Source organism: Nonomuraea insulae, assembly GCF_042656245.1.
The window spans coordinates 1-26,083 of sequence record NZ_JBHSPA010000098.1; the positions used below are offsets into that span (position 1 = coordinate 1).

Consider the following 26,083-nt stretch of genomic DNA (forward strand, 5'->3'; position numbering starts at 1 on the left):
CAATCACCCGGTCACTGACCGCCTACGACCACTGACCGGAGATCGGACTTACTCGTCTAGATCGTTTTCGTACCGACACCGGCACCCGTTCGCCGTCACTCCGGGTCAGTGTCGCGGGCGGGTGGATCTCGTGGCGGTGGACTCGCGGAAGACGGCCGTGGCGACGAGCATGGAGTGGATGACCGTCGAAGGGTCGACGATCATCTGGCTCATCGCGTCCCAGGCGACTTCGCCGAGTTCGTCGGTCCGGATCCTGGCGGTCGTCAGCGCGGGCGTGAACCAGCTGGCGAGCGGTGTGTCGTCGAAGCCGGCGATGGAGATGTCGCCGGGCACGTCGACGCCCATCCGGGTCAGCGTGGCGGCCAGCGAGACCGCGCCGATGTCGTTGTTCGCCAGCACGGCCGTGCATTCGAGATCGAGCACGGTCTTCGCGATCGACGTCCAGGACGGAATGTGCTCGTCTATCGGCAGACGGAACAACTCGACATCGTCCCCCGCGCCGGCCCGCTGGATCGCGGACCATCGCTGCGTGTCCAGGTAGGACTGGACGCGACCGCCGACGTAGGCGATCCGCCGATGGCCCAGGTCCAGCACGTGCCGGGTGATGTCCTCCATGGCGGGCCCGACGTCGGTTATCGCCGTGGAGACCTCGCTCGTGGTGAACCTGCGGTTGACGAAGAGCACCGGCTTGTCGTGCTCGGTGAGCGCGAGCAGGGCCTGGTCGTCGGCGCGCGGGTTGCACATCACCACGCCGTCGCATCGGCGCAGCAGATCGGTGGCGAGCGAGCACTCGGTGTCCACGACTTCGTCGGAGTCGGCGACGAGCACTTCGTAGGAGTCGGCCGCAGAGGCGTGGATCAGCCGTTTGACCAGGGTGGTGAAGTGCGGGTTGGACAGGTCGGGGACGACGACGCCGATGATCCTGCTCTGCCCGGTGGCGAGGTTCTGGGCGGTGATGTGGGGGCTGTAGCCGAGTTCGGCGACCGCGCCGAGCACTTTGTCCCTGTTGATCGCCGACACCTGCCGGGAGCCGGAAAGCACCCGCGACACCGTCGCGGGTGACACGCCCGCGTGCCGGGCGACCAGCCGGATCGTCGCCCGATTGTGGTCTGACATCTCACCTGCTCCGGAATGGCGCGCCCTGTCCGGGCCATGCGATGGCCCCCGTCTGGGACCGGCTCAATGATAGTGACGGTGGGGTGCGACACGTCGGCCGAAGGCATCGCAGATCGTGCCCGGCGGCGTGCGCGGTCATCACACCGCATCTTCTGACCGTTCGTTGACACCCGGTGTGAGCTCGTTGCATACTTCCGCGAAGTCCTTGGAAACCGGTTTCCAGAATTCTGGCAACCGGTTTCCACGGTTCGACGTCAGGAGCAGATTTCATGAGTGCCGCCGCCGCGAAGCCACACGTCGAGCGCACGAGACAGGGGCCGGTCGCGATCCTGCGGCTCTGCAATCCGCCGCTGAACCCGCTGACGGCCGGCATGCGGCAGGAGCTGCTCGACGTGTGCCACGAACTGGCCGCCGACACCTCGGTACGCGCCGTGGTGGTCACGGCCGCCGGGCGACGCGCCTTCTCCGTCGGCTCGGACATCAAGACCTTTCCGCAGTCGGCGGAGGAGGGCCGGCGTCTTTCCGAGTCGGAACACGCCGCCTACGCGGCGCTGGAACAACTGCCACAGCCGGTGTTCGCCGCCCTGCGCGGACACACCCTCGGAGGCGGGCTGGAGCTGGCCCTCGCCGCGGACTTCCGGGTCGCCGACGCCTCGGCCTGCCTCGGCTTTCCCGAAGTCAAGATCGGTGTCTTCGCCTCGGGCGGCGGCACGCAACGACTCGCCCCCCTGGTAGGTCTCGGCCGGGCGAAGGAGCTGCTCTACTTCGGCGAGACGATCAGCTCAGCCGACGCCCAGGCCATCGGCCTGGTCAACCGCGTGGTCCCGGACGGCACCTCGGAAGAGGCCGCGCTCGCGTGGGCGGCGCAGCTGGCCGGCCTCCCACGGCGAGCCGTGCGGGCGACCAAGCGGGCCGTCGATGTGGGCGTCCGCGCCGGCCGAGGCGCGGGTCACACCGCCGAGGTGGACGAGATCGCCGAGCTCTACGTCTCGCCCGACGCGCGCGAAGGCGCTCGCGCCTTCGCGGAGAAGCGTCCGGCGCGGTTCACCCACGCCTGACGGAACGAGGAGACACCCAGCACCATGCAGACGATCAGCAGTGATCAGGCGGCTCGCCTGGTGAACACCCGCGACACCCTGGCCATCGGGGGCTCGGGAGGCGGTCACACCGTGCCGGAGAGCCTCATCGAGGCACTCGAACGCCGCTACCTCGACGAGGGCGCCCCCACCGGACTGCGTACGGTGCATCCGGTCGGCATCGGCGACAAGGCGACCAAGGGAGTGCACCGGCTGCGCCACCCGGGCCTGCTGGAACGGGTCATGTGCGGCACCGTCGTCGACGCCCCCGGGATCGCGGAGTCGGCGGCTCGCGGCGAGATCGAGCTGTTCACGTTGCCCCAGGGCAGCCTTTCCCAGCACCTGCGGGAACTCGCCGCGGGAAGGCCCGGCCTGATCACCGAGGTCGGTCTGCACACCTTCGTCGACCCGCGGGCCGAAGGCGGCAGCCAGGGCCGCCGGTCGGACGACCCGCCCATCGAGCTGGTCGCCATGGCGGGCCGTGACTACATCAGGTACAAGCCGTTCCCGATCGACGTCGCCTTCCTCCGCGGTTCGACGTCGGACGAGGCCGGCAACATCTCGCTGGAGGACGAAGCGTACTTCGGCGAAGGCCTGTCCATGGCGCAGGCCGTCAAGCGATGCGGCGGCACGGTCGTCGTGCAGGTCGCGCGAGTGGTGCCGCGTGGGACGATCGACCCGAAGACGGTGAAGATCCCTTACTTCCTGGTCGACTACGTCGTGGTCGACCGCGCGCAGCCGACCACGTACCTGACGAAGGACAGTCCCGCGTACGCCGGACGCGTCAGGCTCGGACGCGACGCCCTCCCTGGGCTGCCGCCCGGCCCCCGCAGCGTGATCGCGCGAAGGGCCGCCCGCGAGCTGACGGACGGCGCCGTGTGCAACCTGGGGTCGGGCATCTCCACCGGCGTCGCCGTCGCGGCCGCCGAGGACGGCCTGCTGGAACGGGTCGTGCTGACCAACGAACAGGGTCTCATCGGCGGCATGCCGATGGGCGGGCTGGACGCCGGCGCCGCGGTCAACTACGACGCCATGGTCGATCAGCCTTACCAGTTCGACCTTTACGACGGAGGCGGGCTGGATCTCGCCTTCCTCTCCTTCGCCGAGGTCTCGGCACGCGGTGACGTCAACATCAGCAGGTTCGGCGGCCGGATCGTCGGCGTCGGCGGGTTCGTCAACATCAGCCAGGGCGCCTCGACGGTCGTCTTCAGCGGCACGTTCACCGCCGGCGGCCTCGAAACCAGCTGGGACGGGCACCGGCTGAGCATCGGCCAGGAGGGTCGCGTCCGCCGCTTCCTCGACACCGTCGAGCAGATCTCGTTCTCCGGCACCTACGCCCTCGACCGGAGACAACGCGTCGTCTTCGTGACCGAGCGCGCGGTGTTCGAGCTCGACGGCGGCACGCTCGTGCTCACCGAGATCGCCCCTGGCATCGACATCGAACGCGATGTCCTCGCCCACATGGACTTCATGCCGAAGATCGACCAACCCGCCCGCATGGACGCGCGCCTCTTCGAGGCCGCGTACCGGCACTAGCCCGAACACTCACACACGACAGATACCGAGTGCTGCTGTGGATACAAACGCTCATCCGGCCGGGAACTCCGAACCCGCAATCAAACAAGGTGACCTCGACACGTCGTCGACGCGGTTGACGCCACAGGCCAGGAAGGTGCTGCTCGCCGGATCGGTCGGGTCTCTCCTGGAGTGGTACGACTTCGGGCTCTACAGCGCCGCGTCGGCGCTGGTGATCGGGCCGGTGTTCTTCCCCTCGTCGGGATCGAGCACCATCGCCACCCTGGCCGCGTTCGCCACCTTCGCCGTCGGTTTCGGCGCGCGTCCCCTGGGCGGCATGCTCATCGCTCACTTCGGTGACCGGGTCGGGCGCAAACCCGCGTTGATGTTCACCCTGTCGCTCATGGGCGCGTCCACCGTGCTGATGGGGTGCCTGCCGAGCTACGACTCGGTGGGCATCCTGGCGCCCATCCTGCTGATCGTGCTCCGCATCCTGCAGGGTGCGGGAGCCGGGGCGGAGCTGGCAGGCGTGTTCACCATGATCTCCGAGACCACGCCGCCTCGGCGACGAGCGTTCGCGACAGCGGTGCCGAACGGCGCCACCGCCATGGGCGGCGCGATCGGAACGCTGACCTTCCTGGTCATCTCGCAACTTCCCGAGGACGACATGCTCGGCTGGGCGTGGCGGCTGCCGTTCCTCTTCTCGCTGGTCATCTTCGTGATCGCCTACTTCGTGCGAAGCCACGTGGAGGAGACGCCGGAGTTCCGCGACGTCGAAGATCAGGTGAGCGAGAAGGCGCAGGCCAAGGCGCCGGTCGCCGAACTGCTGCGGCTGCATCGCAGGCCGGCGCTGCTCGGCCTCGCCGCCATGGTGGCCCACCAGGCCATGACCTACGTGACGACGACGTTCGCACTCAGCTACGTGGCGGAGACCCTGGAGATGGGCGCGGACCTGGCCCTCGTCGGCTCGCTGTGCGCGTCGGTCGTCGGCGCCCTGCTCGCCGGCGCCTTCGGCATGCTCGCCGACCGGATCGGCCCGCGCCGCGTCTTCATCGGAGGAGCCCTCTACATCACGGTCATGGCCTACCCGTTCTTCGCGCTGCTGAGCCTGCGCGATCCCGTGATCACGGTGCTGGCGCTCGTCGCCACCTACAGTGTCTCGTTCGGCGCGATGGCAGGCGCCCAGGGCGCCTACCTGGCCGGCCTGTTCCCGACCAAGGTCAGGTACTCGGGCGTGGCCTTCAGCCGGGAGTTGTCGTCGGTCCTCGTCGGCGGTCCCGCCCCGTTCATCGCCTCGGCGCTCGTCGCCGTGATGCACGGCTCACCGTGGCTGGTCGGCGCGTTTCTGGTCGCCTGCGGCCTGCTGTCGTTCGGCAGCCTGCTGGCCGGGGCGAAGGTCGCCGTCCGTGCCGGCTGACCACCACGACACACCGAGAGGAAGCACGTCGATGGAAAGCCGGCACACCGATCCGTTCCGTCTGGATGGCCAGGTCGCCGTCGTCACCGGTGCGACCGGTGGCCTCGGCCATGAGATCGCGCGGGCGTTGGGACGCGCGGGCGCCACTGTCGTCGTGCACCACCTCGCGGATCCGGGAACCGCCGCGAAACTGGTCACGGAACTCGAGGAAACGGGCACGACCGCGGTCGCGGTAGAGGCGGACATCACCGAACCCGGCCAGGTCGCCGCCGCCTTCGACGCCGCCGAGGCGAGCGTGGGGCCGGCCACCATCCTGGTCAACAACGCCGGGTACATGGAGCAGGCGGCCTTCGGCACGATGAGCCTCGAACACTGGGAACGCACCGTCCGCACCGACCTGACCGGCACGTTCCTCGCCACCCAGCGCTTCGTCGCGGCGGCGCGGGGGCCCGCGGCCGTGATCAACGTCGCCTCCCAGCTCGCCTTCAAGGGAGCGCCCGGTTTCGCTTCCTACTCCGCGGCGAAGGCCGGCGTCATCGGTCTCACCCGTTCGCTGGCACGCGAACTCGGCCCACGCGTACGTGTCAACGCGATCGCGCCAGGACCGGTCGACACGCCCTTCATATCCGACTACGCGACCCCGGACTGGGTGAAGGAGCGCACCGGCGGTTCCGTTCTCGGCCGGCTCATCACACCCGGCGAGATCGCCCCGAGCGTCGTCTACCTGGCCTCACCCGCCGCCGGTTCACTGCACGGCCAGGTGCTTCACCTCAACGGCGGCGGCGTCATGGCATGACCGTCCACCCACCACCGACAGGAATGACACTGTGAACGCCATGAGCCTGCGCTGGCCGGATCTTCACCTCGGCCAGGAGTTCCAGTCTCGAACCCGGACCATCACCGAGGCGGACGTCGTCGCCTTCGCCGGTCTCACCGGGGACTACTCCGAGATCCACATGAGCGAGTCCTTCGCCGCCGCCGGCGACTTCGGCGGCCGTATCGCGCACGGCCTGCTCGTGCTCTCCTACGCACACGGCATGATGCTCGGCGGCGGCCTTCTCGCGGACTGCGCCGTCGCGTTCCTCGGCATGTCCGAGTGGCGTTTCCGCGGGTCGGTGCACCTCGGCGACACCATCCAGGTCAAGTTCCGGGTCGGTGAGCTACGGAAGAGCCGTTCGCTGGAGCACCGGGGGATTCTCACCTTCGACGTCGAAATCGTCAATCAGCACGGCGCCGTGGTGCAGTCCGGTCGCAAGAGCCTGCTGCTCTCCACGGAGGCAGCGCCACGAGGCCGATGAGATATCGGTTTCTCCACAAGATCCCGTTTGATACTTCGTGGATTCTTGAAATGACGGCAATGAGCTGGCCAAATGCATGACTCATGACAAATCAGGGCTGGACGCTCGTAAAGTCCCGAACGTACGTTCATCGAGAAATCGATTGCTCATTCTCGCCCGGCACGCAGACCACGCTGCTCGCCACCGCCCGCACGCTCGGCTTCACCCACGGTCCGCTGCCCGCCGGCACGACCCGGTACTACCGGGTGCAGGCCGTGGACCTGTCGGGCCGCACCGCCGACATCGGCACCACCGTCACGGGCCACACCGACCCGCAGCGACCTCGACCGGGACGGCAAGGACGACATCCTCACCTTCACCCGCGGCGACACCGCCGACGTGCTCGCGGCCAGGTCGGAGGGCTTCCGCTTCGCCCTCACCGTGGCCAAGTGGCACGACCACTTCGCCGTCGGGACGGAGTGGCCTCAGCCGAGCCAGGTCCGCTGAGTCTCCACGCGGCTGGGGGAGCCCGCCCCCCTTCCCGGGCGGGCTTCGCCGCGCGGACTAGGGTCACAGGACATGAGACCGGATCTACGGCTGACGTCCATGACCATCGGCACCTCTCGTCCGCTCGGCCTCGCCCGCTTCTACGCCGGCCTGCTGGGCTGGCGGGTGACGGAGGCGGAGGAGCCGGTGCCCGGCGACCCTGTGCGCGGCGGCTGGGCGCAGGTCAAGCCGCCCGAGGGGGTCGCCGGTTTCACGCTCAACTTCGAGTACGAGCTGCACTACCGGCCTCCCGTGTGGCCGAGCGTCCCCGGCGCGCAGAACGCCACCCAGCATCTCGACATCCACGTCCCCGATCTGGCGGCGGGGGTGGAGTGGGCCGTGGCGTGCGGCGCGGTGCTCGCCGAGTTCCAGCCGCAGCAGGACGTGCGGGTGATGATCGATCCCGACGGGCACCCGTTCTGCCTGTTCCTGTGAGCCGGTCCCGCGTCACGGGCTGAGGCGGCCGGCGTCCGGGTGGCCGAGCCGGTCGAGGATGTCCAGCGCGCGGTGCAGGGTGTCGTGGGCCGCCGCCTCGTCCCCCGCCGCGGCGTGCATGTCGCCCAGGTACACCATTGTGTCCGCCTCCGCCCAGCGGTCGCCGACCTCCTGGTAGAGTGCGATGGCCCGCTCGTGCTCGCCCTGCCGCCGGGCGGTGTCGAGTGCCAGTTGCTGGGTGCCGAGGAGGTCGTTCCGTCCTCAGTTCGGCGCAGGTCCGTGGCACGAGGGCCGCCCGCGTCTCAGCGCGCATCCGGAGTCGCCGCCGGACACGCAGGATTGCCGCAGCCGGCATACATCGTCACTTCATGCCCCACACCTGTGCTCGTGGTTCCCGGCGGATGCCGCGCATCCGCAAGGACCACCGTGTCAGGGCGCCTTTGCGCGTTCCTTGTGTGATCCATGAATCCGCAGGTCAGCGACCGGCCAGCACGCTGCTCGGCGTCGCGGGCGTGGTCTCCACCACCGCCGGCTGAACGGTGGCCGACGCTCGGCACCCGCTCGACCTGGCCGGGTGCGCCGGCCCGTGACCTGCCGCGCACCGCCCCGCAGGTGAGCCGGCGGTGAACGTCGCGGCGCTTACTCGCCGGCCAATTCGCTGGTGGCGTCCTGGCCGGCGTTGGTGGTGCGGCTCAGGAAGTCGGCGAGCACGTCGAGTTCGGGGCCGGTGTACCGGTCGCAGATCTGGTCCATGACCGAGTTCATGCCGGCGTAGAGGGCGAACAGTTCCGCGTTGCGATCGCGGAGGGCGCGGACTGCGACGGCGCGGCGGTCGGACGCTTGGGGGTCGCGGTCGCGGGTGATCCAGCCGCCCCGCTGAAGCCGATCCAGGATGCCGGTGAGGGTGGCGGGGTGCAGTCCCGCGCGGCGTGCCAGGGCGGTGGGGCTGAGCGGACCGTGCCGGTTGATGATGTCGAGGCAGGACAGGTCGGCGTCCTTGAGCTCGACGCGTGCGCTGACTTGGTGGTTGAGCAGGGACAGCTGGATGCTGAGTTCGCGCAGCGATTCTTTTATCGTGTTCGTCACCCGGCGCCGATGCCGTGCCGGGTCGGCTTCCGCGGGGGTGGATGACGTCATACGATAGGCCTTCCCGAGATCAGGTATGGGTATCGTATTATACGTAATTCGAATGATGGGGCGGCTACGCTGCGCGCGTGAACTCTCGGATGAGATGGGCCAGTCTGGCCGGCTGGTCCAGGGGGAGCAGCGTGTAACTGTCCTCCACCTCGACCAGTCGTCCGTGGGGGAGGAGTGCGGCCAGGCGCCGGCCGTGTTCGGGTGGCATCACCCGGTCTCGGCTCGCCCAGACCACGAGGGCGCGTCGGTCGAAGCTGGGCAGGCGATCGGCGGTGGCGAGCGAGCGGGAGCCGCCGGAGCATCCGGATCCGCATCTGCTGCATGAACAGCCCGAACATCCGGGGTGAGAGTTTGCCGGCGAGCACGAGTGTCCTGCCTGTCAGCCCTGGCGGGAAGTTGTCGAACGCGTCGCATGAGGCGAGCACGACCCGCCCCACTCGTGCGTCGCCGTCGCTCATGAGCAGTTGGACGAGCGCGCCGCCGGTGTCATTGCCGACGAGGGTGACGTCATGGAGATCGAGGCGTTCGAGCGTGGGCCCGTTACCTGTGGCCCGGCTGGACAAGGCCGTACTCGTAGGCGTAGATCACTGCCTGCACACGGTCTCGCAGCCGAAGCTTCATCAGTATTCGGGCCACGTGCGTCTTGACCGTTGCGTCACCGACTACCAGGCCGGCGGCGATCTCGGCATTCGACATTCCGCGGGCCAGCATGTGCAACACCTCGACCTCTCGCGCTGTCAGCTGATTCAGGCCCGGAGGCGGATCCGTGCCGTCCGGCTCCCAGGTGGTATGGGCAAAAGCGGCGATCACTTGGCGGGTGACGAGAGGGTCGAGGAGCGCATCGCCGTGGGCGGCGACGCGGATGGCTTCGACCAGCCGCTCCGGCGGAGCCACCTTCAGCAGAAAGCCGCTGGCGCCCAGCCGTAGCGCGGTCTGCACGTACTTGTCCTCGTTGAACGTCGTCAGCACGACAACCCGCACTTCCGCGTCGGCGGCGAGAATCTGCCGCGTCGCGTCCAGTCCATCCACGCGGGGCATTCGTACGTCCATGAGGATGACGTCCGGCCGGAGCGCGGCGGCGGCGGTGACAGCTTGCGCGCCGTCGGCGGCTTCGCCCACGACCTCGATGTCGCTCTCGGCTTCCAATACCATGCGCAGTCCCGCGCGGATCATGGCCTCGTCGTCGACGAGCAACACCCGGATGGTCATCCGCCGGCCGCCCGCGGAATCGGTAACGTCACCCGCACGGCGTAGCCCTTGCCGAGGTCCGGCCCCGCTTCAACCGTTCCACCGTAGAGCGATGCTCGTTCGCGCATACCCGCCAGGCCGTGGCCCGCTTTCCCATGGTTGATCGAGTCCTCGTTCCCGTGACCATCGTCGAGTACGGCGATCGTGAGTCGCGTGTCGCCGTAGCTGAGCAGAACGCTGGCCCGGGCGGGTCCGGCGTGTTTGAGGGTGTTGGTGAGCGCCTCCTGAACCACCCGGTACGCGACCAGGTCCAGCCCGCCGGGAAGCGGCCGCGGTGAGCCCTCCGTCCGGACCTGGACCGGCACGCCCGCGGCGTGGACCCTGGCGGCGAGCTGGTCAAGATCCGCCAGCCCGGGCAGCGGCGCCAGCAACGCGCCCTCGTCGATCTGCGATTCGGCTCGCAAGATGCCGACGGCGCGGTGCAGCTCCTCGACGGCCTCCCGGCCGAGGCGTTCGACGGCGAGCAGGACGTCGCGTTCTCGCCTGCGGTCCGGATCGGTGTCGAGGCGCCGTCGCACACCCGCGGTCTGGACGGTCATGATGCTGACCGTGTGCGCCACCGCATCGTGCAGCTCCCGAGCTATCCGGGCGCGCTCGGCGCTGACGGCCTCCCGCGCGCGGGCCTCACGCTCGGTCACCAGCTCGGCCGCGAGGGCGGTCAACTCCACGTTGCGTTCGGCCTCCCTGCGTAACAGCCGTCCCGCTCCCCACGCGGTGGCGCAGCCGATCAACGCGACCAGCGCGTCCCAAGGACGGGGACTGAACGCCAATCCCACCGTGAAGATGCCCACAGTAGCGAGCGCGGCCGCAATGCTGATCCGGTCGCGGCAGCGCCGCCCCACGGTTCCGAGTGCGATGAGGCAGCCGGCGACCACCGCGGCCGTCAAACCGTCGCCGATGACGGGTGTTGCCGCGACGACGATCAGAGCCACGAAAAGCGCGAGGCACGTCAAGGGCCGCTGGGACCGCACCAGCATCACGGCCGCGCCCGCGAACACCGCTGTCGCGGTCGCCAGCGGGCGTTCGAAGTCCAGGCGACTGACAGCGACCTCGAGCAGTCCCGTGACCGCCAGCAGCGCTGCGAAGACCGCATCGATCGGCCGGGGCGCGCGCACGACTCGACGCTACCGGGCCGCACCGGTCACGTCGTCCGCACGACGGATGACGCCGTGCCGGGCCCGTCCGCCGTTCGGGGGAGCCGCAGAACGCGAACGCGGGGGACGACAGGTGAGCTGCCGGCGGTCAAGGCTGGACCTGTCCACCACGAACCCCTGAGCGCCGGATGCGCCGACCGCGCACGCGCATCCAAGAAAGGGAAGAAATGAAGCCGTCGATCATTCGGGTGTGCGGTTCGGTCGTCGCCGCCGGCGGGATCACCTGGGGTGCCGCCTTTCTCTTCAGTCCCTCCAGCCCTGAGCGAAACAGCCAGATCGAGATCTGGGCGAGCGCGGTGTTCCAGCTCGGCCTGCTGGCCCTGCTGGCCACGATGTGGGCCACCGCGGCCACCGGTACCGGCCGATGGGGCCGCGGAATCCTCGCCGCGGAGGCGGTCGCGCTGGTTCTCGCGGGGATGTGGACGGCGCCGTACGTATTCGACGCCGATCGCCCCAGCACCGGGATCCTCGTTGTCCTCGATGCCTTCTGGCCACTGAGCATGGCCGGCCTGATAGCCGTCGGCTTCCTGGTCATGCGTGCCCGCCGCTGGCCCACCCCCACCCGCTACCTTCCCCTGGCCGCAAGCCTGCTCATTCCAGTCGACATCGCGGTCAGCTGGGCGCCCGCCGGACTTCGGAGTGCCGTGACCGGGCTCTACCTCGCGCTTGCCTACGGACTCCTCGGTCTCATGATGATCCGGGACTCCGCCTCACTGAGCAGGCGGGCTCCGAACCGCCCGGGCGATGTCCAGCCCGCTCCTGGGGCGCCACCGTTGGCGTGACGCGATAGATCACCCAGACGCGCGGAGGGCCTGGACGGCGGCGGTGATTCCCTTTCTGTGGTAGCCACCGGTGGGCATGGTGGCTCCATGGACGTGGCGGACGATGCCCTGGGAATCGATGAGGACACTCCCTGACTGCTGCATCGAGCCGAAGACCTTTCTGCTCAGGCCGATCACCTCGTGCGGGGTGCTGCCGCGCCCGATGAGAACGGGAAACGGGATCTGGCGCCTGGCCTTCCACTCGGCCGCTGCCCGGCGGTCCTCAGGAACCGCGACAAGCACCCGGACGTTGCCGGCCGCGAACTCGTCGCGGCGCCGGATGAGGTCTTGGACGTGCCGGTTGCAGACCGGGCACGACGCCGACCGCATGAAATAGACGAGCACGGCATGATCGCCCCGATAGCCGGACAGACGGACGGCTTGGCCGTCGGTGTCTTCCAGCACGACGTCGGGCGCGGGCGAGCCGGGTTCAAGCATGGCAGAACTCCCCTTCAACTCGGGTTGTGGAACTACGGTCCGTTCCGGTCAGCCGCCGGTCTTTCCACCCAGGCTGAGCCGGACCGCGCTGCGGGCCCGGTGCAGCTGGGACTTCATCGCGGCGTTGCTCAGGCCGAGCGTCTCCGCGACTCTCCGCCCGGGGTGGCCCAGGACATCCCGCATGATCAATACTCTGCGCTGGACGTCCGGCAGCTCCCTGATCGCCTGCGCGACGACCTCGGCTTCCAGGCGCTGGATGACCTCCTCCTCGGCCGACGCCACCAGACCGGCGCCGGCCTCGTCATAGCGGTCGAGCAGCAGCCGCGCGCGGCGCAGGCACTCGTTCCTGACGATGCGGAACATCCACGACGCCAGCGCCCCGGTGGCGCGAAGTGAGCCGATCTTCCGGTAGAGGATGATCAGCGCCTCCTGCGCGGCGTCCTCGGCATCCTGCGGGGACGCGCACAGATGCTCCGCGAAGCGCCGCACGTGAGAGTGGGCACCATGGACCACCGCGGTGATCGACTCGGGATCACCAGCCTGTGCGGCCTGGATGAGTCGCGTGCTCGCCCAACCCCGGTCAGCCACGTCCGCACCCTTGCCACCGGAACGAGGTCGTACTCATTCGCATCTCCTTCCCAGCGTTCACCCTCATAAGAGACCCCGGAGTGCGAAAAGGATTCATCATCTCAAGTCCGATTCCTACAAGACCGCCCCATTCCGCGCCGTTACGTTGCCTGCATGAACGTGTTTTCGAACCGGGTCTTCCGGCCTGGTGAGCAGGAGTATGACGCCGAACGGAGGGGGCTCAACCGGGCCGTCGAGTCGCGTCCTGCGTACGTGATCGGCGCGGCCGGCGAGCAGGATGTGGTGGCCGCCGTCCAGTTGGCCGCGGCGCAGGGCCGGGCCGTCGGCGTCCTGGCCAGCGGCCACAGCCCAACGGTGGCGGCGGACGGAGCCGTGCTGATCAACACCGCGCGGATGAACGGTGTCGAGGTGCACCCGGACACCGGATCCGCCTGGGTCGAGGCCGGCGCGCGGTGGCGGCAGGTCCTGGAGCGAACCACCCAGCACGGCCTGGCCCCGCTCAACGGTTCCAGCCCGAACGTGGGCGCGGTCGGCTACACGACCGGCGGCGGCGCGGGACTCCTCGGCCGCCGCTTCGGCTTCGCCGCCGACCACGTACGGCGGCTGCGCGTGGTCACCGCCGACGGCCGCCTGCGCGAGGTCACCCCCCGCAGCGACCCCGACCTGTTCTGGGCGGTCCGCGGCGGCAAGGACAACTTCGGCATCGTCGTCGGCATGGAGATCGAGCTGTTCCCGGTGTCCCGGCTGTACGGCGGCGGCCTGTACTTCCCCGCGGACGCCACCCGCGACGTCCTGCACGCCTACACCGAATGGAGCCGATCGCTGCCGCAGGACATGGCCTCCTCGGTGCTGCTTGCCCAGAACCCGGACCTGCCCATGGTGCCGGCGCCGCTGCGCGGCAGGTTCGTCGCCCATGTGCGGATCGCCTTTATCGGCGCCGGGGGCGGCGCGGAACTGGTGCGCCCGCTGAGGGAGATCGGCCCTCCCCTGATGGACACGGTGCGGGACATGCCCTATGCCGAGGTCGGCAGCATCCACCACGAGCCCACCGATGCCCCGTATGAGGCATATGACCGCAACGTACTGCTGCGCGAGATCGACAAGGACGCGGCCGACACGCTCCTGACCCACGCCGGCCCGGACGCGCAGCCGCCGTTCGTCACCGAACTGCGGCATTTCGGCGGCGCCTACGCCCGTCCGCCCGAGATCCCCAACTGCGTCGGCGGCAGGGACGCGGACTTCTCCCTCTTCACCGGCGCCCCGGCGGCACCCGGGAGCCGCGAGCGGCGCGACCGCCTGCTGGCGGCCATGCGTCCCTGGAGCACTGGCGGCACGAATCTCAACTTCGCCGGCGTGGAGGATGCCGACCCGGCCATCGTCCGCACCGCCTACCGGCCCGGCGACTACCTCCGCCTGACCGAGCTCAAGGCCCGCTACGACCCCGGCAACATGTTCCGGATCAACTTCAACATTCCCCCGAAGGAGGGGCCGGCATGACAAGCCTGGCAGCGGCCCGAGAGGCGGTACGGTGACCTCACATGACCGGGCGGACACCACCGGTTCCGACCTCACCGGACTCCTCAACGTCGGCAACGCGGTCGCCCGCTACTTCGAGCGCGTCGGCATCACCCGCATCACGCAGTTGAAGGGCAGGGACCCCGTCGAGCTGCATGAGCAGATGTCAGCCGCCCACGGTCAGGCCCTGGACCCGTGCCTGCTCGACACCATCATGTCCGCCGTGGACCAAGCAGAAGGGCGGCCCGCCCGCCCATGGTGGCACTACACCCCGGAACGCAAAAGGTTGTCGGCCCGAACCGGCTCCGCGCGAACTGAAGGCGCGTAGCCCTGCCTGGCGCGGCTGGCCGGACCCGCTGGAGCGCGCCCTGACCAGCACCGGCCTCAAGTAACCGAAGTCGCCAGCGGCCATGACGGTGGGCCGTGGCGCCGGGCGGCGCGACCGCCCGCCGAGAACCCGCACCACGAGGACGTTCAGGGGAGAGCCAGGAGCGCTCGGGCCGCCTCGGCGCCGTCGCCGCCGGTCTGCTCGAAGACCTCCAGCGCCGCCCGGGCCAGCTCGTGCGCACGCTCGGCCGCGCCCTCCGCCCGGGCGATCCTGGCCAGCGCCAGCAGGGCGTGCGCGTCGAGCAGGCGGTCACCGAGGCGTACCGCGATGCCCCTGGCCTGTTCGGCAGCGGCCCCGGCGGCCGGCTTGGCGCCCTGGGCCAGGCGTACCGCGGACAGCTGTAGCAGCGTGTCGGCCTGCCGGTGGCGGTCGCCCAGCTCGGTCAGGTGCCCGACCGCGGTCAGCAGCCGGTCGGCGGCCTCGTCGAGCCGGCCCGCCCGATGCAGCACGAGGCCGAGCACCTGCTCGGCGTCGGCGGTGTCGCGCTGGTTCTGCACGCCCTCCAGACACGTGAGCAGGGCCCGCTCCGCCTCCTCCAGGCGGCCCAGCTCCAGGTGCACGCGGCCCAGCCGGCGCCGGGTGCGGTTGACGTCCCGGGTCGTGGTGGTCTGGCCGCCCTGGCGCAGGAACATGTCGAGCGCCAGCCGCAGCTTCTCGTGCGCGCGCTCCCACTCCCGTTCGGCCAGGTGCAGGTCTCCCTGGTCCAGCAGGATCAGGGCCTCGCCGCGCTTGTCGCCCGCCCGCCGGGCGGACTCCAGCGCCCGATCGGCCACCGCGCGCCAGTCGTCGAGGAACCGGTGCCGCTCCAGGTACGGCGCCAGCAGGTGCGCCAGCCGCCAGCACCCGTCGTCCAGCCCCGCCTCGTGCGGCCCCGCCTCGTGCAGATCGCCGACCAGGCTGACCAGGAACGCCCGCTCGGCCGCCAGCCACTCCACCGACTCCCTGATGTCCAGGGTCACCACGGCGCGCTCCTCCCGGTTCTCGCCGGACACCAGCGAGAACCGGGAGGAGCGCACCCTGGCCAGCACCACCTCCGACAACCGCGCCAGCACACCGGGCACCGCCTGCTCGCGGGCGAACAGCCGGGTCAGGCCGTGCAGCCGGTAACGGACCTGACCCGCCACGTCCACGCCATGCGTCTCCAGCAGCCCGGCGTCCACCAGCGCCTCGGCCTGCCCGCCCAGCCGCTCGGTCACCCAGTCCGCGAAGTCGCCGGCCGACAACGCGCCGAGCCCGCGCAGCGTCAGCTTCGCCGCCTCCGGCAGCCCGTCGAAGCCGATCGCGAACACGCTTCGCACCGCCAGATCGCCCGCGTGCAGCCGATCCAGCCGCTCGTGCTCGTCCTCCAGCAGCCCCACCAGGTAGTCCACGGTCCACTCGGGGCGGGCCGCCAGCCGGGAGCCCGCGATCCGCAGAGCGATCGGCAGGCCGCCGCAGAAGCGCGCGAGCCTGCGTAACGCATCGTTCGCGGGCCTTCCGGAGCTCCTGACCAGCAGCTCCAGCGCGTCCCCGTCGTCCAGTACGCCCACCGACAGCCGCAGTGCGCCGGGCAGTCCCCCGAGCGGGGAGCGGCTGGTCACCACCGTCGGGCAAGAGCTCAGCAGCGGCCGCACCTGCGCCTCGTCCGCCGCGTTGTCCAGCACCACCAGCAGCCGGCGGTTGGCGGTGTAGGTGCGGAACAGCCGCTCGCGCTGCTCAGGCGCCGCCGGTATCGCCTGCGCCGGACAGCCCAGCCAGCGCAGGAAGTCCTCAAGCACCGCCGCCGGTGCCGTGGTCTCGCGCAGATCGGCGTACAGGATGCCGTCGGGGAAACCCTCGCGCCCGCGCCAGGCCGCGCGCACGGCCAGCGCGGACTTGCCCGCTCCCGCCTGGCCGTGCACCACGACCTGCCCGCTGACGTGCCCACGGGTCTGGCCACGGGTCTGGCCACTGATCTGGCCGCCGCCGACCACCCGGTCCAGCAGGTCCGACCGGCCGGTGAAGTCCGTGATGTCGGGGGGCAGCAACACCGGTGGCCCGGCTGACACGTGCAGCGACGCGTCATCATGCAACATGCGGTGGTGCAGCAGTTGCAGCTCCGGGTCCGGTTCGATCGCGTGCCCGCCGTCGAGCTCGTCGCGCAGCATCGCGTACGCGACCAGCGCGTCCGCCCGGCGGCCGCTGCGGTAGAGGGCCAGCATGTACTGGCCGCGGAAGCGCTGCCACAGCGGGTGCTGCTCCGTCAGGCGCCGCAGCTCGGCCAGCAGTTCGCGGTGCCGTCCCGCGTCCAGGTCCGCCTGCAGCCTGCGCTCCAGCGCCAGCAGCCGCAGCTCCGCCAGCTCCTCGCGCAGCCGCCGCGTCTCCACCCACCGCTCGCCCTCGGGGTCGACGTCCTCCAGGACCTCGCCCCGCCACAGCGCCAGCGCCTCCTTGTGCGCCCCCAGGTCCACGAGCAGCCGGAACCGGTCGACGTCCAGCTGCCCTTCGCCGGGAGCCAGCATGTACGAGCCGGACACGGTCGTGATCGTGTCCGGGCCGATCAGCCGGCGCAGCTGCCCCACGTAGCCGCGGATCAGGGAGTCGGACCGGTCGCCGCCCTCGCTCGGCCACAGCAGCCTGCGCAGCCGCTCGGCCGTCATCGGCCGTCCCGCGTTCAACAGGAACAACGCCAGCAGTTCGCGATGCTTCGGCACGGTCGGCGTGCGATCTCGGCCGTCATCGTCGCGTACTTCGAGCAGCCCCATGATGCGAAATTGCACGCGGCCATCCTTCTGGGAGGAGATCTTGATCAGGATGGCACATTTGATGACTCCTCTCATCCCCGCCCGCGGACCCGCTGATCAGCCGCCGCAGGCGCTGCGGATCTCGTAGAACCACGACAGGTACTTGCTGTGCACGTCGCGGCCCGCGATCCGCAGCATGGAGTCGTCGGCGTTCTCCAGGGTGGTGAAGTTCGCGCTGCCCGTGTAGACGCGGGGCGTGATGTCGTCGTCGTAGTAGCCGTCTATCATCATGAGCTTGGTGTGGGGCACCACGGACCGGTTGCCCACGGTGAACCGGCACGGCCTGACCTGGATGTACTTGCCGTTCGACGCCTGGCGGGCAAGGAGCGTCCTGACGTACTCGGTGACGTTCCTGCTCTCGGGGTCGTCGTAGTACACGACGTCGATCCAGCAGTTCTCCCCGCGCAGCCTGAGCAGTTCGTCGGCGATCGCCTTCCTGCTGGCGTTGAAGGCGGTCAGGGCCAGGCGGATGTCGGTCTGGCGGGTGACGCCGCCGGCGTCCTGGTAGCTGCACTTGATGAGCTTGAGAACGTTGGCGATCGGGTCGCCGCCGGAGGAGAGGCGGGGGAAGAAATGCCCCTTGTACGCAGAGCCGGTGGGAGTCGTCCAGAAGTAGTCGGGGTTGACCGGCTGCAGGCGCCCGGCCCGCAGATCCTTGAAATAGCGCACGTAGCCGTCGTAGACCACGGCGTCGGAGAGGGTGAACCCGTCGTTGTAGGAGTTGTACAGATACCAGTTCGACAGGTTCGACGAGCTCTGGAAGACGACCTTGGCATAGGTGACGCCGTTCGCGACGACGCTGGAGAAGGTGGCGAACTTGTCGTGCAGGTAGTTCCTGGCGATGCAGCCGCGGCTGAGGGTCTCGCTGGGATACTCACAGCGCACGGCCCACGACGTGGCCGTCTCCGTGGTGCCGAGGGCCCCGCTGAGCTGCCCGAAGATCGCGTCGTTCCGGCCGTCGTCCTGGCTGTCCATGATGACCTGTACGCCGACGCCCCGGGCGTGCGCGGCGACCAGTTCCGAGGCCACCTCGCTCGACCGGTCGCCGGGGACGAACTCGTGCATCGCGAACCGGATCTCACCGCCCGCCGGGACGGCCTTGACGAGCCTGATGAGCTGGTCCATGACGGCCGACTGCCCGGCACTCGGGCTCCCCGGGATCCCCGAGTCGGCCGCCGGGTGGTTGAACACCGGCGCGTTCATGACCGGAGGACCGGTGACCTCCGCCTCGGCGGCGGTCATCGGCGCGGCGGCCAGGCATAACGCCAGGATGAAGGTGATGGCCGCGGGTCTCTTGACTTTCATGACGGCTCCCTGCGTGTGATCGCGATCGACGTTCGGGTGGCGAATGGTACGGAAGTTGCCGAGGGACATCCAGCCGTGCGTCCCCGTCTCCTTGACCCGGCCGTAGACCCAGAGGTCCCCCGCCTCATGGTGCGGCGGACGATGTTGAGACCTCGTTGAGGATCTGTTGAGCGGGCCGGGCACGTCAGGGCGCCTCAGCGGCCAGGCGCCGCACCCGCGCTCAGCCGGACGAGCTGGACCCGGTGGTCTTCCACCTCGCCGCTGTCGGACCAGCCGGTCGGTGATACCGCCGCCCTGGCCCGTGCGGTGAGGCGAAGCCGCATCCAGGTGGGCCCGGTGCGCGGCGGTTGCGGAATGGTCCAGCTCAGCTTGGCGGTCGTGGCGGACTTCGCGGCCTGTGCGGTGGCCCGCTCAAGGGGATCGAAGCGGCCGTTGTGGTTGAAGTCGATCCAGCCGGTGACACTCGATGGGATCCGGTCCGTACGGGGACCGCGACCGTGGCCGGGCGGTGGTTCGAACCCGACCACGGCGCGCCGCCGCCCGGCTACAAGGGCTTGGTTCCGCTCGTCACGCAGGAGGAGGCGCGGGCCTGGCTGGAGGTCGAAAGGGACACCTGGCTGGCCGCGTTGCGGCTGGCGGCCGCCGCCGATCGGCACGAACAGGTGGCCGAACTCGGTGAGGCGATGCGCTGGTTCGCGGCCTGCACGCCGCACTGGCTGAGTGACTGGCTGGAGGTGTTCGGGCTGACGCGGGCCGCCGCCGCCCGGCTGCCCGACCGCCGCCGGGAGCTGTGGCACATGAACCGCCACGTCTGGGCGTTCCTCGCCATCTCCTCCCGCGTTGACGCGGCGTTGCGGGAAAGCGCGGAGCGGGCGATGGAGGTCTACCGGCTCGCGGAGGGCAACACGTGACGATCCCTGCGTCTGCGCGCTCATCCCGCTGTTCGACGTGGCGGTGCGCCGGCAAGGGATACGTGTACGAACGCCTGTTCGCTCAGCGCGTGCTCGCCGGGCCGCTGGGAGGCCGGATGGGCGTGGTAGAACTGGCGGCGGCGGGCGAGCACGGCGAGCCGTACAGGATTCTGCTGGGGGGTGCCGATGGCGGGGCGAGATCCGGACGAGGACGCCATCAGGCTGGCCGCCGAGTCTCTGGCGCAGGGAGACGCGACCGGCTGGTTCGAGCGGCTCTACGCCGAGTCGGCGACCGGTGACGCGATCGTGCCTTGGGACTCGCGCTCACCCCACTTCCTGCTGGCCGACTGGGGCGCCCCCGGGCACGGGCGGGCGCTGGTCGTGGGGGCCGGGCTGGGTGACGACGCCGAGTTCGTGGCGGGGCTCGGCTACGAGACGGTCGCGTTCGACGTGAGCGAGTCGGCGGTGCGGCTCGCGCAGGAGCGCTTCCAGGGGAGCGAGGTGCGCTACCAGGTCGCCGACCTGCTGGATCCGCCCGCGGCGTGGCGGCGGGCGTTCGACCTCGTGGTCGAGGTCATGACCGTGCAGGCGCTGCCGGAGCCGCTGCACGCGCGGGCCATCGCCAAGGTCGCGGAGTTCGTCGGGCCTGGGGGCACGTTGCTGGTGATCGCGTCCGGGCGGGAGGAAGGCGGGCCGGTGTTCGCGCCGCCGTGGCCGCTGACGCCGTCGGAGATCGAGACGTTCGCGGCCGGCGGGATGGAGAGGGTGAAGGTCGAGGAGCTGCGCGACGGCGAGCGGCACCGCTGGCGCGCCACCTTCCGCCGGCCCGCCGCCGTCCACTGAGCCCGCCGATCCAGGGGCCGGGCCTGACCGCAAGGCCGGGTTTGGGCTGCCGGCAAGGGTGCTGAGGAGATTGGCCGGGCGGTGCAGATGCCTGGCCCGATCTTGTGGATGAGCCGGCTGCCGGCCCAGCGAGACATGTGTCATCGCGATCGGTTACGCGTCGGCCGGTTCGATCAGTACGCCTGAGAGCGCCTAGCCGACCTCGCCCCAGACGAGCACGCCCTTGCCGATCGCGGATACGCCGTTCTCGGCAGGGCATGGGAAGCCCACCCGGACCAACTGTCGCGGCAACGGGCCTGACTCGTGACGATGCGACACCCAGGCCGTCATCACGAGGCAGCGCCCCTCTCGGCGCAAGGACTCAACCCGGCGTGCCCTGAGCGGTGGAGCTCGAGCCAGTAGTGGTGCCGCACCGCCTGCTCCGCTCTTGTCAGGGGCCCCGGGTTTCGGGACCCTGTGAGCCCCCATAGGCTGCAGAAGCCGGCAATGCTGCGGCGACACCGCAGGCCGGCAGGGACGACAGCACTGCACATGGAGCGGCGAATGACGACCGAGCGGGCCACGTACATCATCCGGGCCGTATCCTACGATGACCCGGCGGCAGGGGAACTGCGCGCGGCCGTGACGGAGGAGCTGGGCCGGCGCTACGGCGACCGGTTTTCCGAGCCCGGCAGCCGGCCCCCTGCGGTGGCCATCGAGGCCGGGTCCGTCGTGTACACCGGTGTCGCATTCGACGCCGATCAGGCTGTCGGGCACGTACTGCTGCGCCGCCTCGGTGAGGAGATCGAGATCAAGCGGATGTATGTCATTCCGTCGCACCGGGGGAGCGGGGTGGCGCGCAGCCTCCTGGCGGCGGCCGAGCAGGCCGCCCGCGAACTCGGCGCCGCGCGCGTCATCCTGCACACCGGGGACCGCCAGCCCGAGGCGATCCGCCTGTACGAGCGCGAGGGCTACACCCGCATCCCGATCTACCCGCCCTACACCTCGATGACCTACTCCACCTGCTTCGAGAAGCCGCTCGTCACCTGAGGCCGCGCCGACGGGGCGTGCGCCATCTCATGTGGCCTGCCGGCATCGCCGCCGATCAGCTTTCCGTCACAGCGACATGAGGGCGCAGGTCCGACGGATCAAGGATTCACCAGCAGTAAGGTTCAGGACCCCGCGTCGTTGAGTGCCGAGACCTCTTCTGGCTCCAGTTTGATGCTCGAGGCGGCGATGTTGTCCTCCAGGTGGGCGACGGAGCCTGTGCCGGGGATGGGCAGCACGGCCGGCGAACGGGCCAGCAGCCAGGCGATGACGATCTGCCGTGTGGACACCCCGTGCGCCTCGGCCGCCTGCCGTACCGCCTGGTCGCCGAGGTCCTGGATGGGCGCCCAGGGCAGGAAGACCAGGTCCTCCTGCTCGGCCAGGTCGAGCACTGACTCCGACGAACGGTCGCTCAGGTTGTAGCGGTTCTGTACGGACACGACCGGCGTGAGGCTCTGCGCCCTGCGCAGTTGGTCCTCGTCGAAGTTGGAGACCCCGATGTGCCGGATCTTGCCCTGCTGCTTCAGCTCGACCAGGGCGCCGATCGAGTCCTCGATGGGCACCTTCGGGTCGGGGCGGTGGAACTGGTAGAGCGGGATCTGCTCCAGCCGGAGCCGCCGCAGGCTGCCCTCGCACGCCTCCTTGAGGTGCTCGGGCCGGCCGTTGGCGGGCCACTGGCCGGGTCCGGTCCGCTCCAGACCGCCCTTCGTGGCGATCACGAGATCGTCGGGGTACGGGTGCAGCGCCTCGGCGATGAGGTTCTCACTGACGTGCGGGCCATAGGAGTCGGCGGTGTCGATGAAGTTGACGCCGAGTTCGACGGCGCGGCGCAGGACCGCCTTGGCGTCGTCGAGGTTGGGCGGCTCGCCCCAGATGCCGTCACCGGTGATCCGCATGGCGCCGAACCCCAGGCGGTTGACGGTGAGGTCACCGCCGATGCCGATCGTGCCGGCGGCTGCCGCGTTCGTTGATATCGCCATGAGTCGGCTCCTATCCGTTGCTGATCGTTCCTGCCACCTTTCGATTCTCGCAGTGGGCCGCCGGGAGCCATGGCCGCCCCCCTCCTTTCGCGGTTGTCACTCCCACGACGGGAGATACGTCGCGACCTCGACATCCGTGTGCGTGCCTCGGGCGGTGATCAGCGCGCAGTCCTTGCCATCTGACGCCTTGAGAGCGGCGCGTTCGGCTGGCCGATGCGGGCTATCGGTGCATGACTCCGGGGTCGGGGTCGAGGGTGATGGAGTCCAGGTTGACGTTGCCGTTGTCGTTGGGGCCGAAGGCGAAGGTGAGCGGGGTGGCAGGGGCGAGGGGGAGGCTGAGCTGGTGCTCCGACCAGGTGTCCCAGTTGGCCAGGGTGGGGAGCGTGAGCTGGATGGACTGGGTGCCGCTGCCGAGGGTCATGGTCTGGGCGGTGCCCATGGCATTGGCGTAGCGGAGGCGGAGGGTGTAGAGGCCGTCGATGGTGACCGGGGCGTTGAACCGTACGCCACTGTCCTTGGTCTTCATGCAGGCCACGAAGCCGGTGCCGGTGTAGCCGGTGTGGTCGGTGCGCAGGCACGCGCCGCTGAGGAGCTGCGCGGATTCCGCTTCGATCCTGCGGGGCCCGGTGGCGAGCACTCCGCTGACGGCCAGCAGGTCGGCCGCGACGTCTTCCGGGATCGGCTCGGCCGTGACCAGGGCCGTGAACCGGTTGAGCGCTTCCCTCATCCCTGCCGGGTCGTTCGCGGCCGCGGCGGTGATCGAGGCTTTGACCTCGGTGCTGAGCCTGCCGGACAGCGCCGGGCCGAGGGCTCCCGCGTCGGTCGCGAGCCGCACCTTCAGCGCGAGGGAGAAGAGCGCCTGCGGTGTGCCTAGCGGGGCGGCGAGCCGGTCGTCGATGGCGGTTCGGGCCTGCGCGGTCACCTCGGCGAGGGAAAGAGCGTAGAGCGCCAGCCGCACTTCCTGAAGTGCCAGGAGACGGCCGATCACGTCGCCCCGGCGGAGCGCGGTCTCGGCCCTGGAGATCGCCGGCTGGAGGAGCGCCATCGCGGACGACGTCACCCCGCCGGACTTCCGCAGCTTCCGAACGAGGTCGAGCAGTGAACGCGGCTGCGCCACCGGAACCGGTTTGCCGCGCTCGCCGCCGGGTGCGCCCATCGCGACCCGGAAGTCCTGGTCGGGGACCTCGGCGGCGGGCAGAACGAACTCGACGGTCCGGGTTCCACCGCCCGCGACGCGGACACGCCGCGCTTGGCCCGCGGCGCGACCGTCGAGGAACAGCCGGGCCTGGAATTCGGCGACGGTGCTGCCCTTGTTGGTAAGGGGAGCCTTCACGGTGAGCTGCTGGGTGGCCGGGTCCAGCACGGCTTCTGGGGTGCCGTAGCCGGCCCGGGGGCCGGCGTACCAGGGGAGGCGGGTGAGGTCCCGGGCGGTCGCGGGCCTGATCCTGACAGCCTGCCCGCCGGCGGCGACCAAAGACATGGACAACCGGGTGGACGATCGGACCAGCGTCCTGCGGAGCTCGACGGGCAGCGGGTCGCCCTTCCAGGTGGTCTCCTGGGCGTCGGCGTAGGTCTCCGCCACGAAGATGCCGTGGGGGAGGAACGACAGCGGAACCTGAAGGGTCCGGTCGTTCTCATCGGTGATCGCGCCGAGATACCAGGTGTCGCCGCTCCGACGGGCCGTCGTGGTGTAGTCCCCGATGATGCTGTCCAGGACGCGGGTCTCGTCCCAGGTGGCGGGCATGTCCTTGAGGAAGGCGAATCCCGGGTGGGCGGCGTAGTTCTCGGGGGTGTCCGCGAGCATCTGCATCGGGCTGAAGAACGTCGGGTACAACGCGAGCTGCGCGGCCGAGGTGGTCTGGACGCGGGTGCCGAGCCGGACCGGGTCCCAGGTGACGTTCAGGACGCCGGGCGTGTAGTCGGCGGGTCCGCCCATGAACCGGGTGAAGGGGAGGATCGTGGCCTGTGCCAGCGGGTTGCCATTGACGCCCATGTAGTTCTGCATCTCCATGCCCGCGACGCCCTCGCCCGTCATCATGTTCGGGTAGGTGCGCGCCAGGCCGGTCGGCTTGATCGCTTCATGTGCGTCGATCGTGATGTGGTGCCGGGCCGCCGCGTCGATCACCCGCTGGTAGTGGCGGACGGCCTCCTGGTCGTAGTGGCTGCGGTTGACGCCGCCGAGCAGGAATTTCGTGGCGTAGCCGGTCTTGATGGCGTGAATGCCGAGTTCCTCGTACCTGGAGAAGATCTTCTCCAGGTTCTGGTCGTAGTAGTCGATGTCGCCCCGGGTCTCGTTGTGGGCGATGTACCCGATGCCGTTGTCGGCGGCGTACCGGAGCACCTCGGGCAGGTCGAAGTCGGCCTGCGGGGTCAGGAAGTCCTGGCCCGCCCAGGAACCGCCGGAGTTGGTGTTCCAGCCCTCGGCCAGCACGAACTTCGCGCCCGCCTGCCTGGCCAGGTCGATGTACTGCTTGACCCGTGCGGTGGTCGCGCCGTGCTTGGGCCCGGCGGTCCAGGTGGTCTGCCTGCGCTGAAGCTCCCACCAGACGCCCACGTACGTCGCGGGCTTGATCCAGGAGGTGTCGCCGCAGATCGCGCACGCGTCGTTGAGGTTCTCGATCAGATGGGACTCGCCCAGGTCGCCGGGGCGCTCGCCCACGGTCAGGGTGCGCCAGGGCGTGGAGAACTCGCCGTTCAGCCTGGCCTTGGCGCCGTCAGGCAGGGCGATCAGGTCGCTGGACAACACGCCAGGCCGCCCGGGTACCGACTTCAGCGTCATGCTGGGGTAGTCGGTCAGGTCGGCCTCGTGCACCACCACGTAGGAGCCGGCGGCCGGCGAGGCGGTGATGGGGGTCTGGGCGGTGGAGACGCCGGACAGAGGCAGATCGCGGTAGTGCTGCTCGTCGGCGGACCAGGTCTTGCCCGCGGCGATCGACCAGCTCCGCGCGGCGGGGTCGAGGGCGAACTCGGTCTGCTCGGCGGTGACGGTGTAGGCGTCCAGGCCGCTCTGGCCGGGGAAGTGGTAGCGGAAGCCGACCCCGTCGTCGAAGACCCGGAACACCAGATCGAGCCTGAACCCCGTGCCGGCCTGGATCGCGTGGACGGTGAGCTCGTTCGCGTGGTTCCTGACCTTGCTCGACGTCCCCCAGACCGGCTTCCACGTCTCGTTGATCGTGCGCCGGTCGACGGAGTCGATGCTCATGTCCCGCGTGAGGCTGGGGCGTCCCGCGAGGTCCACGCCGAGCCCTGATGCGCCGACGAGAGCCTTGCCGTGGCTGTTCACGCTGTAGGTGAGGCGCCCGCCTGCGGTGGTGACCGCGACCCGCAGATCGTCGTCCGGCGACGTCACGACCTGAGCACCCGCTCCGGTGACCTCGGCCAGGGCGACGGGGGCGGGCTCATCGGCCTGGGCGGGAACCGCCGAGATCCCTCCCGAGACCACGACGGCGGCCGCCATCGCGAGCAGTCCCGCCTGTCTTCTCCACGCCGCGTCCGCTCGGTTCATGCACGCCTCTTCTGTGTTGGGGGGTAGGACGGAGCACATCCCGTGACGGTCAAAGTCCGAAAAGGAGCTGACGGTGCGCT

Annotated in this window: 24 protein-coding genes; 12 read left to right on the forward strand and 12 right to left on the reverse strand. The window is 69.9% G+C overall.

Going from position 1 to position 26,083, the window contains the following annotated elements:
• Positions 1–105 precede the first annotated feature (105 nt).
• Positions 106–1,116 carry a LacI family DNA-binding transcriptional regulator gene (locus ACFPZ3_RS59225; RefSeq protein ID WP_379523263.1) on the reverse strand — a complete coding sequence of 337 codons (1,011 nt, stop codon included), beginning with the start codon at positions 1,114–1,116 and terminating at the stop codon, positions 106–108.
• Positions 1,117–1,385: 269 nt separating this feature from the next.
• On the opposite strand from ACFPZ3_RS59225, the gene ACFPZ3_RS59230 reads away from it, so the two are divergent.
• The 6 genes from ACFPZ3_RS59230 (at position 1,386) to ACFPZ3_RS59255 (ending at position 7,382) form a co-directional block, all read left to right on the forward strand.
• Positions 1,386–2,174 (forward strand): enoyl-CoA hydratase/isomerase family protein, encoded by a 789-nt coding sequence (locus ACFPZ3_RS59230; protein WP_379523264.1) that lies wholly within the window; start codon positions 1,386–1,388, stop codon positions 2,172–2,174.
• 24 nt (positions 2,175–2,198) lie between these two features.
• Positions 2,199–3,728, forward strand: coding sequence for an acyl CoA:acetate/3-ketoacid CoA transferase (locus ACFPZ3_RS59235; protein WP_379523265.1), 1,530 nt, complete (start codon positions 2,199–2,201; stop codon positions 3,726–3,728).
• Positions 3,729–3,843: 115 nt separating this feature from the next.
• On the forward strand, positions 3,844–5,124 hold the full coding sequence (locus ACFPZ3_RS59240) for an MFS transporter (RefSeq protein WP_379523266.1): 1,281 nt from the start codon (positions 3,844–3,846) through the stop codon (positions 5,122–5,124).
• A gap of 31 nt (positions 5,125–5,155) precedes the next feature.
• Entirely contained in the window at positions 5,156–5,920 is a 765-nt protein-coding gene (locus tag ACFPZ3_RS59245) for an SDR family NAD(P)-dependent oxidoreductase (RefSeq protein WP_379523267.1), read from the forward strand.
• Between the two features lie 40 nt (positions 5,921–5,960).
• Positions 5,961–6,422 carry a MaoC/PaaZ C-terminal domain-containing protein gene (locus ACFPZ3_RS59250; protein WP_379523268.1) on the forward strand — a complete coding sequence of 154 codons (462 nt, stop codon included), beginning with the start codon at positions 5,961–5,963 and terminating at the stop codon, positions 6,420–6,422.
• A 558-nt stretch (positions 6,423–6,980) separates the two neighbouring features.
• Positions 6,981–7,382, forward strand: a complete 402-nt coding sequence (locus ACFPZ3_RS59255; RefSeq protein WP_379523269.1) for a VOC family protein — start codon at positions 6,981–6,983, stop codon at positions 7,380–7,382.
• A gap of 12 nt (positions 7,383–7,394) precedes the next feature.
• Here ACFPZ3_RS59255 and ACFPZ3_RS59260 read toward each other — a convergent pair whose 3' ends face one another.
• From ACFPZ3_RS59260 to ACFPZ3_RS59275, 4 genes are all read right to left on the reverse strand, one after another.
• Positions 7,395–7,520: a hypothetical protein gene (locus ACFPZ3_RS59260; RefSeq protein ID WP_379523270.1), complete on the reverse strand. Its 126-nt coding sequence runs from the start codon at positions 7,518–7,520 to the stop codon at positions 7,395–7,397.
• A 501-nt stretch (positions 7,521–8,021) separates the two neighbouring features.
• The gene (locus ACFPZ3_RS59265) at positions 8,022–8,519 is read right to left on the reverse strand and encodes a MarR family transcriptional regulator (RefSeq protein ID WP_379523271.1); all 498 of its coding nucleotides are present in this window, start codon (positions 8,517–8,519) and stop codon (positions 8,022–8,024) included.
• A 540-nt stretch (positions 8,520–9,059) separates the two neighbouring features.
• Positions 9,060–9,728: a response regulator gene (locus ACFPZ3_RS59270; RefSeq protein ID WP_379523272.1), complete on the reverse strand. Its 669-nt coding sequence runs from the start codon at positions 9,726–9,728 to the stop codon at positions 9,060–9,062.
• Positions 9,725–10,882, reverse strand: a complete 1,158-nt coding sequence (locus ACFPZ3_RS59275) for a sensor histidine kinase (RefSeq protein WP_379523273.1) — start codon at positions 10,880–10,882, stop codon at positions 9,725–9,727. The genes ACFPZ3_RS59270 and ACFPZ3_RS59275 overlap by 4 nt, the downstream gene beginning before the upstream one ends.
• A gap of 167 nt (positions 10,883–11,049) precedes the next feature.
• Between ACFPZ3_RS59275 and ACFPZ3_RS59280 the strand changes: the two genes are divergently transcribed.
• Complete coding sequence (locus ACFPZ3_RS59280; protein WP_379523274.1) at positions 11,050–11,703, forward strand: hypothetical protein; 654 nt, start codon at positions 11,050–11,052, stop codon at positions 11,701–11,703.
• 9 nt (positions 11,704–11,712) lie between these two features.
• On the opposite strand, the gene ACFPZ3_RS59285 is transcribed toward ACFPZ3_RS59280, so the two are convergent.
• Together ACFPZ3_RS59285 and ACFPZ3_RS59290 are read right to left on the reverse strand one after the other, a co-directional pair.
• Complete coding sequence (locus ACFPZ3_RS59285) at positions 11,713–12,180, reverse strand: peroxiredoxin family protein (RefSeq protein ID WP_379523275.1); 468 nt, start codon at positions 12,178–12,180, stop codon at positions 11,713–11,715.
• A 48-nt stretch (positions 12,181–12,228) separates the two neighbouring features.
• A complete protein-coding gene (locus tag ACFPZ3_RS59290; RefSeq protein WP_379523276.1) occupies positions 12,229–12,768 on the reverse strand; it encodes an RNA polymerase sigma factor in 540 nt (179 codons plus the stop codon).
• A 153-nt stretch (positions 12,769–12,921) separates the two neighbouring features.
• Here ACFPZ3_RS59290 and ACFPZ3_RS59295 point away from each other — a divergent pair, with 153 nt between their 5' ends.
• Both ACFPZ3_RS59295 and ACFPZ3_RS59300 read left to right on the forward strand, forming a co-directional pair.
• Positions 12,922–14,265 (forward strand): FAD-binding oxidoreductase, encoded by a 1,344-nt coding sequence (locus ACFPZ3_RS59295; RefSeq protein ID WP_379523277.1) that lies wholly within the window; start codon positions 12,922–12,924, stop codon positions 14,263–14,265.
• Between the two features lie 31 nt (positions 14,266–14,296).
• Positions 14,297–14,611, forward strand: coding sequence for a helix-hairpin-helix domain-containing protein (locus tag ACFPZ3_RS59300; protein WP_379523278.1), 315 nt, complete (start codon positions 14,297–14,299; stop codon positions 14,609–14,611).
• A 146-nt stretch (positions 14,612–14,757) separates the two neighbouring features.
• Here ACFPZ3_RS59300 and ACFPZ3_RS59305 read toward each other — a convergent pair whose 3' ends face one another.
• The 3 genes from ACFPZ3_RS59305 to ACFPZ3_RS59315 all read right to left on the reverse strand — a co-directional run bounded on the left by ACFPZ3_RS59305 (position 14,758) and on the right by ACFPZ3_RS59315 (position 19,265).
• Positions 14,758–17,409 carry an AfsR/SARP family transcriptional regulator gene (locus tag ACFPZ3_RS59305; RefSeq protein WP_379523279.1) on the reverse strand — a complete coding sequence of 884 codons (2,652 nt, stop codon included), beginning with the start codon at positions 17,407–17,409 and terminating at the stop codon, positions 14,758–14,760.
• A gap of 81 nt (positions 17,410–17,490) precedes the next feature.
• On the reverse strand, positions 17,491–18,738 hold the full coding sequence (locus tag ACFPZ3_RS59310) for a phospholipase D-like domain-containing protein (RefSeq protein ID WP_379523280.1): 1,248 nt from the start codon (positions 18,736–18,738) through the stop codon (positions 17,491–17,493).
• A gap of 194 nt (positions 18,739–18,932) precedes the next feature.
• Positions 18,933–19,265, reverse strand: coding sequence for a GEVED domain-containing protein (locus ACFPZ3_RS59315; protein WP_379523281.1), 333 nt, complete (start codon positions 19,263–19,265; stop codon positions 18,933–18,935).
• Between ACFPZ3_RS59315 and ACFPZ3_RS59320 the strand changes: the two genes are divergently transcribed.
• The 3 genes from ACFPZ3_RS59320 (at position 19,236) to ACFPZ3_RS59330 (ending at position 21,521) form a co-directional block, all read left to right on the forward strand.
• Positions 19,236–19,649 carry a hypothetical protein gene (locus tag ACFPZ3_RS59320; RefSeq protein WP_379523282.1) on the forward strand — a complete coding sequence of 138 codons (414 nt, stop codon included), beginning with the start codon at positions 19,236–19,238 and terminating at the stop codon, positions 19,647–19,649. The two genes, ACFPZ3_RS59315 and ACFPZ3_RS59320, sit on opposite strands and share 30 nt — an antisense overlap.
• 186 nt (positions 19,650–19,835) lie before the next feature.
• Positions 19,836–20,492: a class I SAM-dependent methyltransferase gene (locus ACFPZ3_RS59325; RefSeq protein ID WP_379523283.1), complete on the forward strand. Its 657-nt coding sequence runs from the start codon at positions 19,836–19,838 to the stop codon at positions 20,490–20,492.
• Positions 20,493–21,035: 543 nt separating this feature from the next.
• The gene (locus tag ACFPZ3_RS59330; protein ID WP_379523284.1) at positions 21,036–21,521 is read left to right on the forward strand and encodes a GNAT family N-acetyltransferase; all 486 of its coding nucleotides are present in this window, start codon (positions 21,036–21,038) and stop codon (positions 21,519–21,521) included.
• 122 nt (positions 21,522–21,643) lie between these two features.
• Here the strand turns inward: ACFPZ3_RS59330 and ACFPZ3_RS59335 are convergent, their stop codons facing one another.
• Together ACFPZ3_RS59335 and ACFPZ3_RS59340 are read right to left on the reverse strand one after the other, a co-directional pair.
• Positions 21,644–22,498 (reverse strand): aldo/keto reductase, encoded by an 855-nt coding sequence (locus ACFPZ3_RS59335; protein ID WP_379523285.1) that lies wholly within the window; start codon positions 22,496–22,498, stop codon positions 21,644–21,646.
• 220 nt (positions 22,499–22,718) lie between these two features.
• The gene (locus tag ACFPZ3_RS59340; RefSeq protein WP_379523286.1) at positions 22,719–26,003 is read right to left on the reverse strand and encodes a glycoside hydrolase family 97 N-terminal domain-containing protein; all 3,285 of its coding nucleotides are present in this window, start codon (positions 26,001–26,003) and stop codon (positions 22,719–22,721) included.
• Positions 26,004–26,083 lie beyond the last annotated feature (80 nt).

Excerpts from the sequence above, each read along its gene's own strand:
- ACFPZ3_RS59225 (WP_379523263.1), bottom strand. The coding sequence starts at position 1,116 with ATGTCAGACCACAATCGGGCGACGATCCGGCTGGTCGCCCGGCACGCG.
- ACFPZ3_RS59335 (WP_379523285.1), bottom strand. The coding sequence starts at position 22,498 with ATGGCGATATCAACGAACGCGGCAGCCGCCGGCACGATCGGCATCGGC.
- ACFPZ3_RS59250 (WP_379523268.1), top strand. The coding sequence starts at position 5,961 with ATGAGCCTGCGCTGGCCGGATCTTCACCTCGGCCAGGAGTTCCAGTCT.
- ACFPZ3_RS59260 (WP_379523270.1), bottom strand. The coding sequence starts at position 7,520 with ATGGTGTACCTGGGCGACATGCACGCCGCGGCGGGGGACGAGGCGGCG.
- ACFPZ3_RS59265 (WP_379523271.1), bottom strand. The coding sequence starts at position 8,519 with ATGACGTCATCCACCCCCGCGGAAGCCGACCCGGCACGGCATCGGCGC.
- ACFPZ3_RS59270 (WP_379523272.1), bottom strand. The coding sequence starts at position 9,728 with ATGACCATCCGGGTGTTGCTCGTCGACGACGAGGCCATGATCCGCGCG.
- ACFPZ3_RS59340 (WP_379523286.1), bottom strand. The coding sequence starts at position 26,003 with ATGAACCGAGCGGACGCGGCGTGGAGAAGACAGGCGGGACTGCTCGCG.
- ACFPZ3_RS59280 (WP_379523274.1), top strand. The coding sequence starts at position 11,050 with ATGCGCCGACCGCGCACGCGCATCCAAGAAAGGGAAGAAATGAAGCCG.
- ACFPZ3_RS59245 (WP_379523267.1), top strand. The coding sequence starts at position 5,156 with ATGGAAAGCCGGCACACCGATCCGTTCCGTCTGGATGGCCAGGTCGCC.
- ACFPZ3_RS59325 (WP_379523283.1), top strand. The coding sequence starts at position 19,836 with ATGGCGGGGCGAGATCCGGACGAGGACGCCATCAGGCTGGCCGCCGAG.
- ACFPZ3_RS59285 (WP_379523275.1), bottom strand. The coding sequence starts at position 12,180 with ATGCTTGAACCCGGCTCGCCCGCGCCCGACGTCGTGCTGGAAGACACC.
- ACFPZ3_RS59255 (WP_379523269.1), top strand. The coding sequence starts at position 6,981 with ATGAGACCGGATCTACGGCTGACGTCCATGACCATCGGCACCTCTCGT.
- ACFPZ3_RS59230 (WP_379523264.1), top strand. The coding sequence starts at position 1,386 with ATGAGTGCCGCCGCCGCGAAGCCACACGTCGAGCGCACGAGACAGGGG.
- ACFPZ3_RS59235 (WP_379523265.1), top strand. The coding sequence starts at position 2,199 with ATGCAGACGATCAGCAGTGATCAGGCGGCTCGCCTGGTGAACACCCGC.
- ACFPZ3_RS59295 (WP_379523277.1), top strand. The coding sequence starts at position 12,922 with ATGAACGTGTTTTCGAACCGGGTCTTCCGGCCTGGTGAGCAGGAGTAT.
- ACFPZ3_RS59330 (WP_379523284.1), top strand. The coding sequence starts at position 21,036 with ATGACGACCGAGCGGGCCACGTACATCATCCGGGCCGTATCCTACGAT.
- ACFPZ3_RS59310 (WP_379523280.1), bottom strand. The coding sequence starts at position 18,738 with ATGAAAGTCAAGAGACCCGCGGCCATCACCTTCATCCTGGCGTTATGC.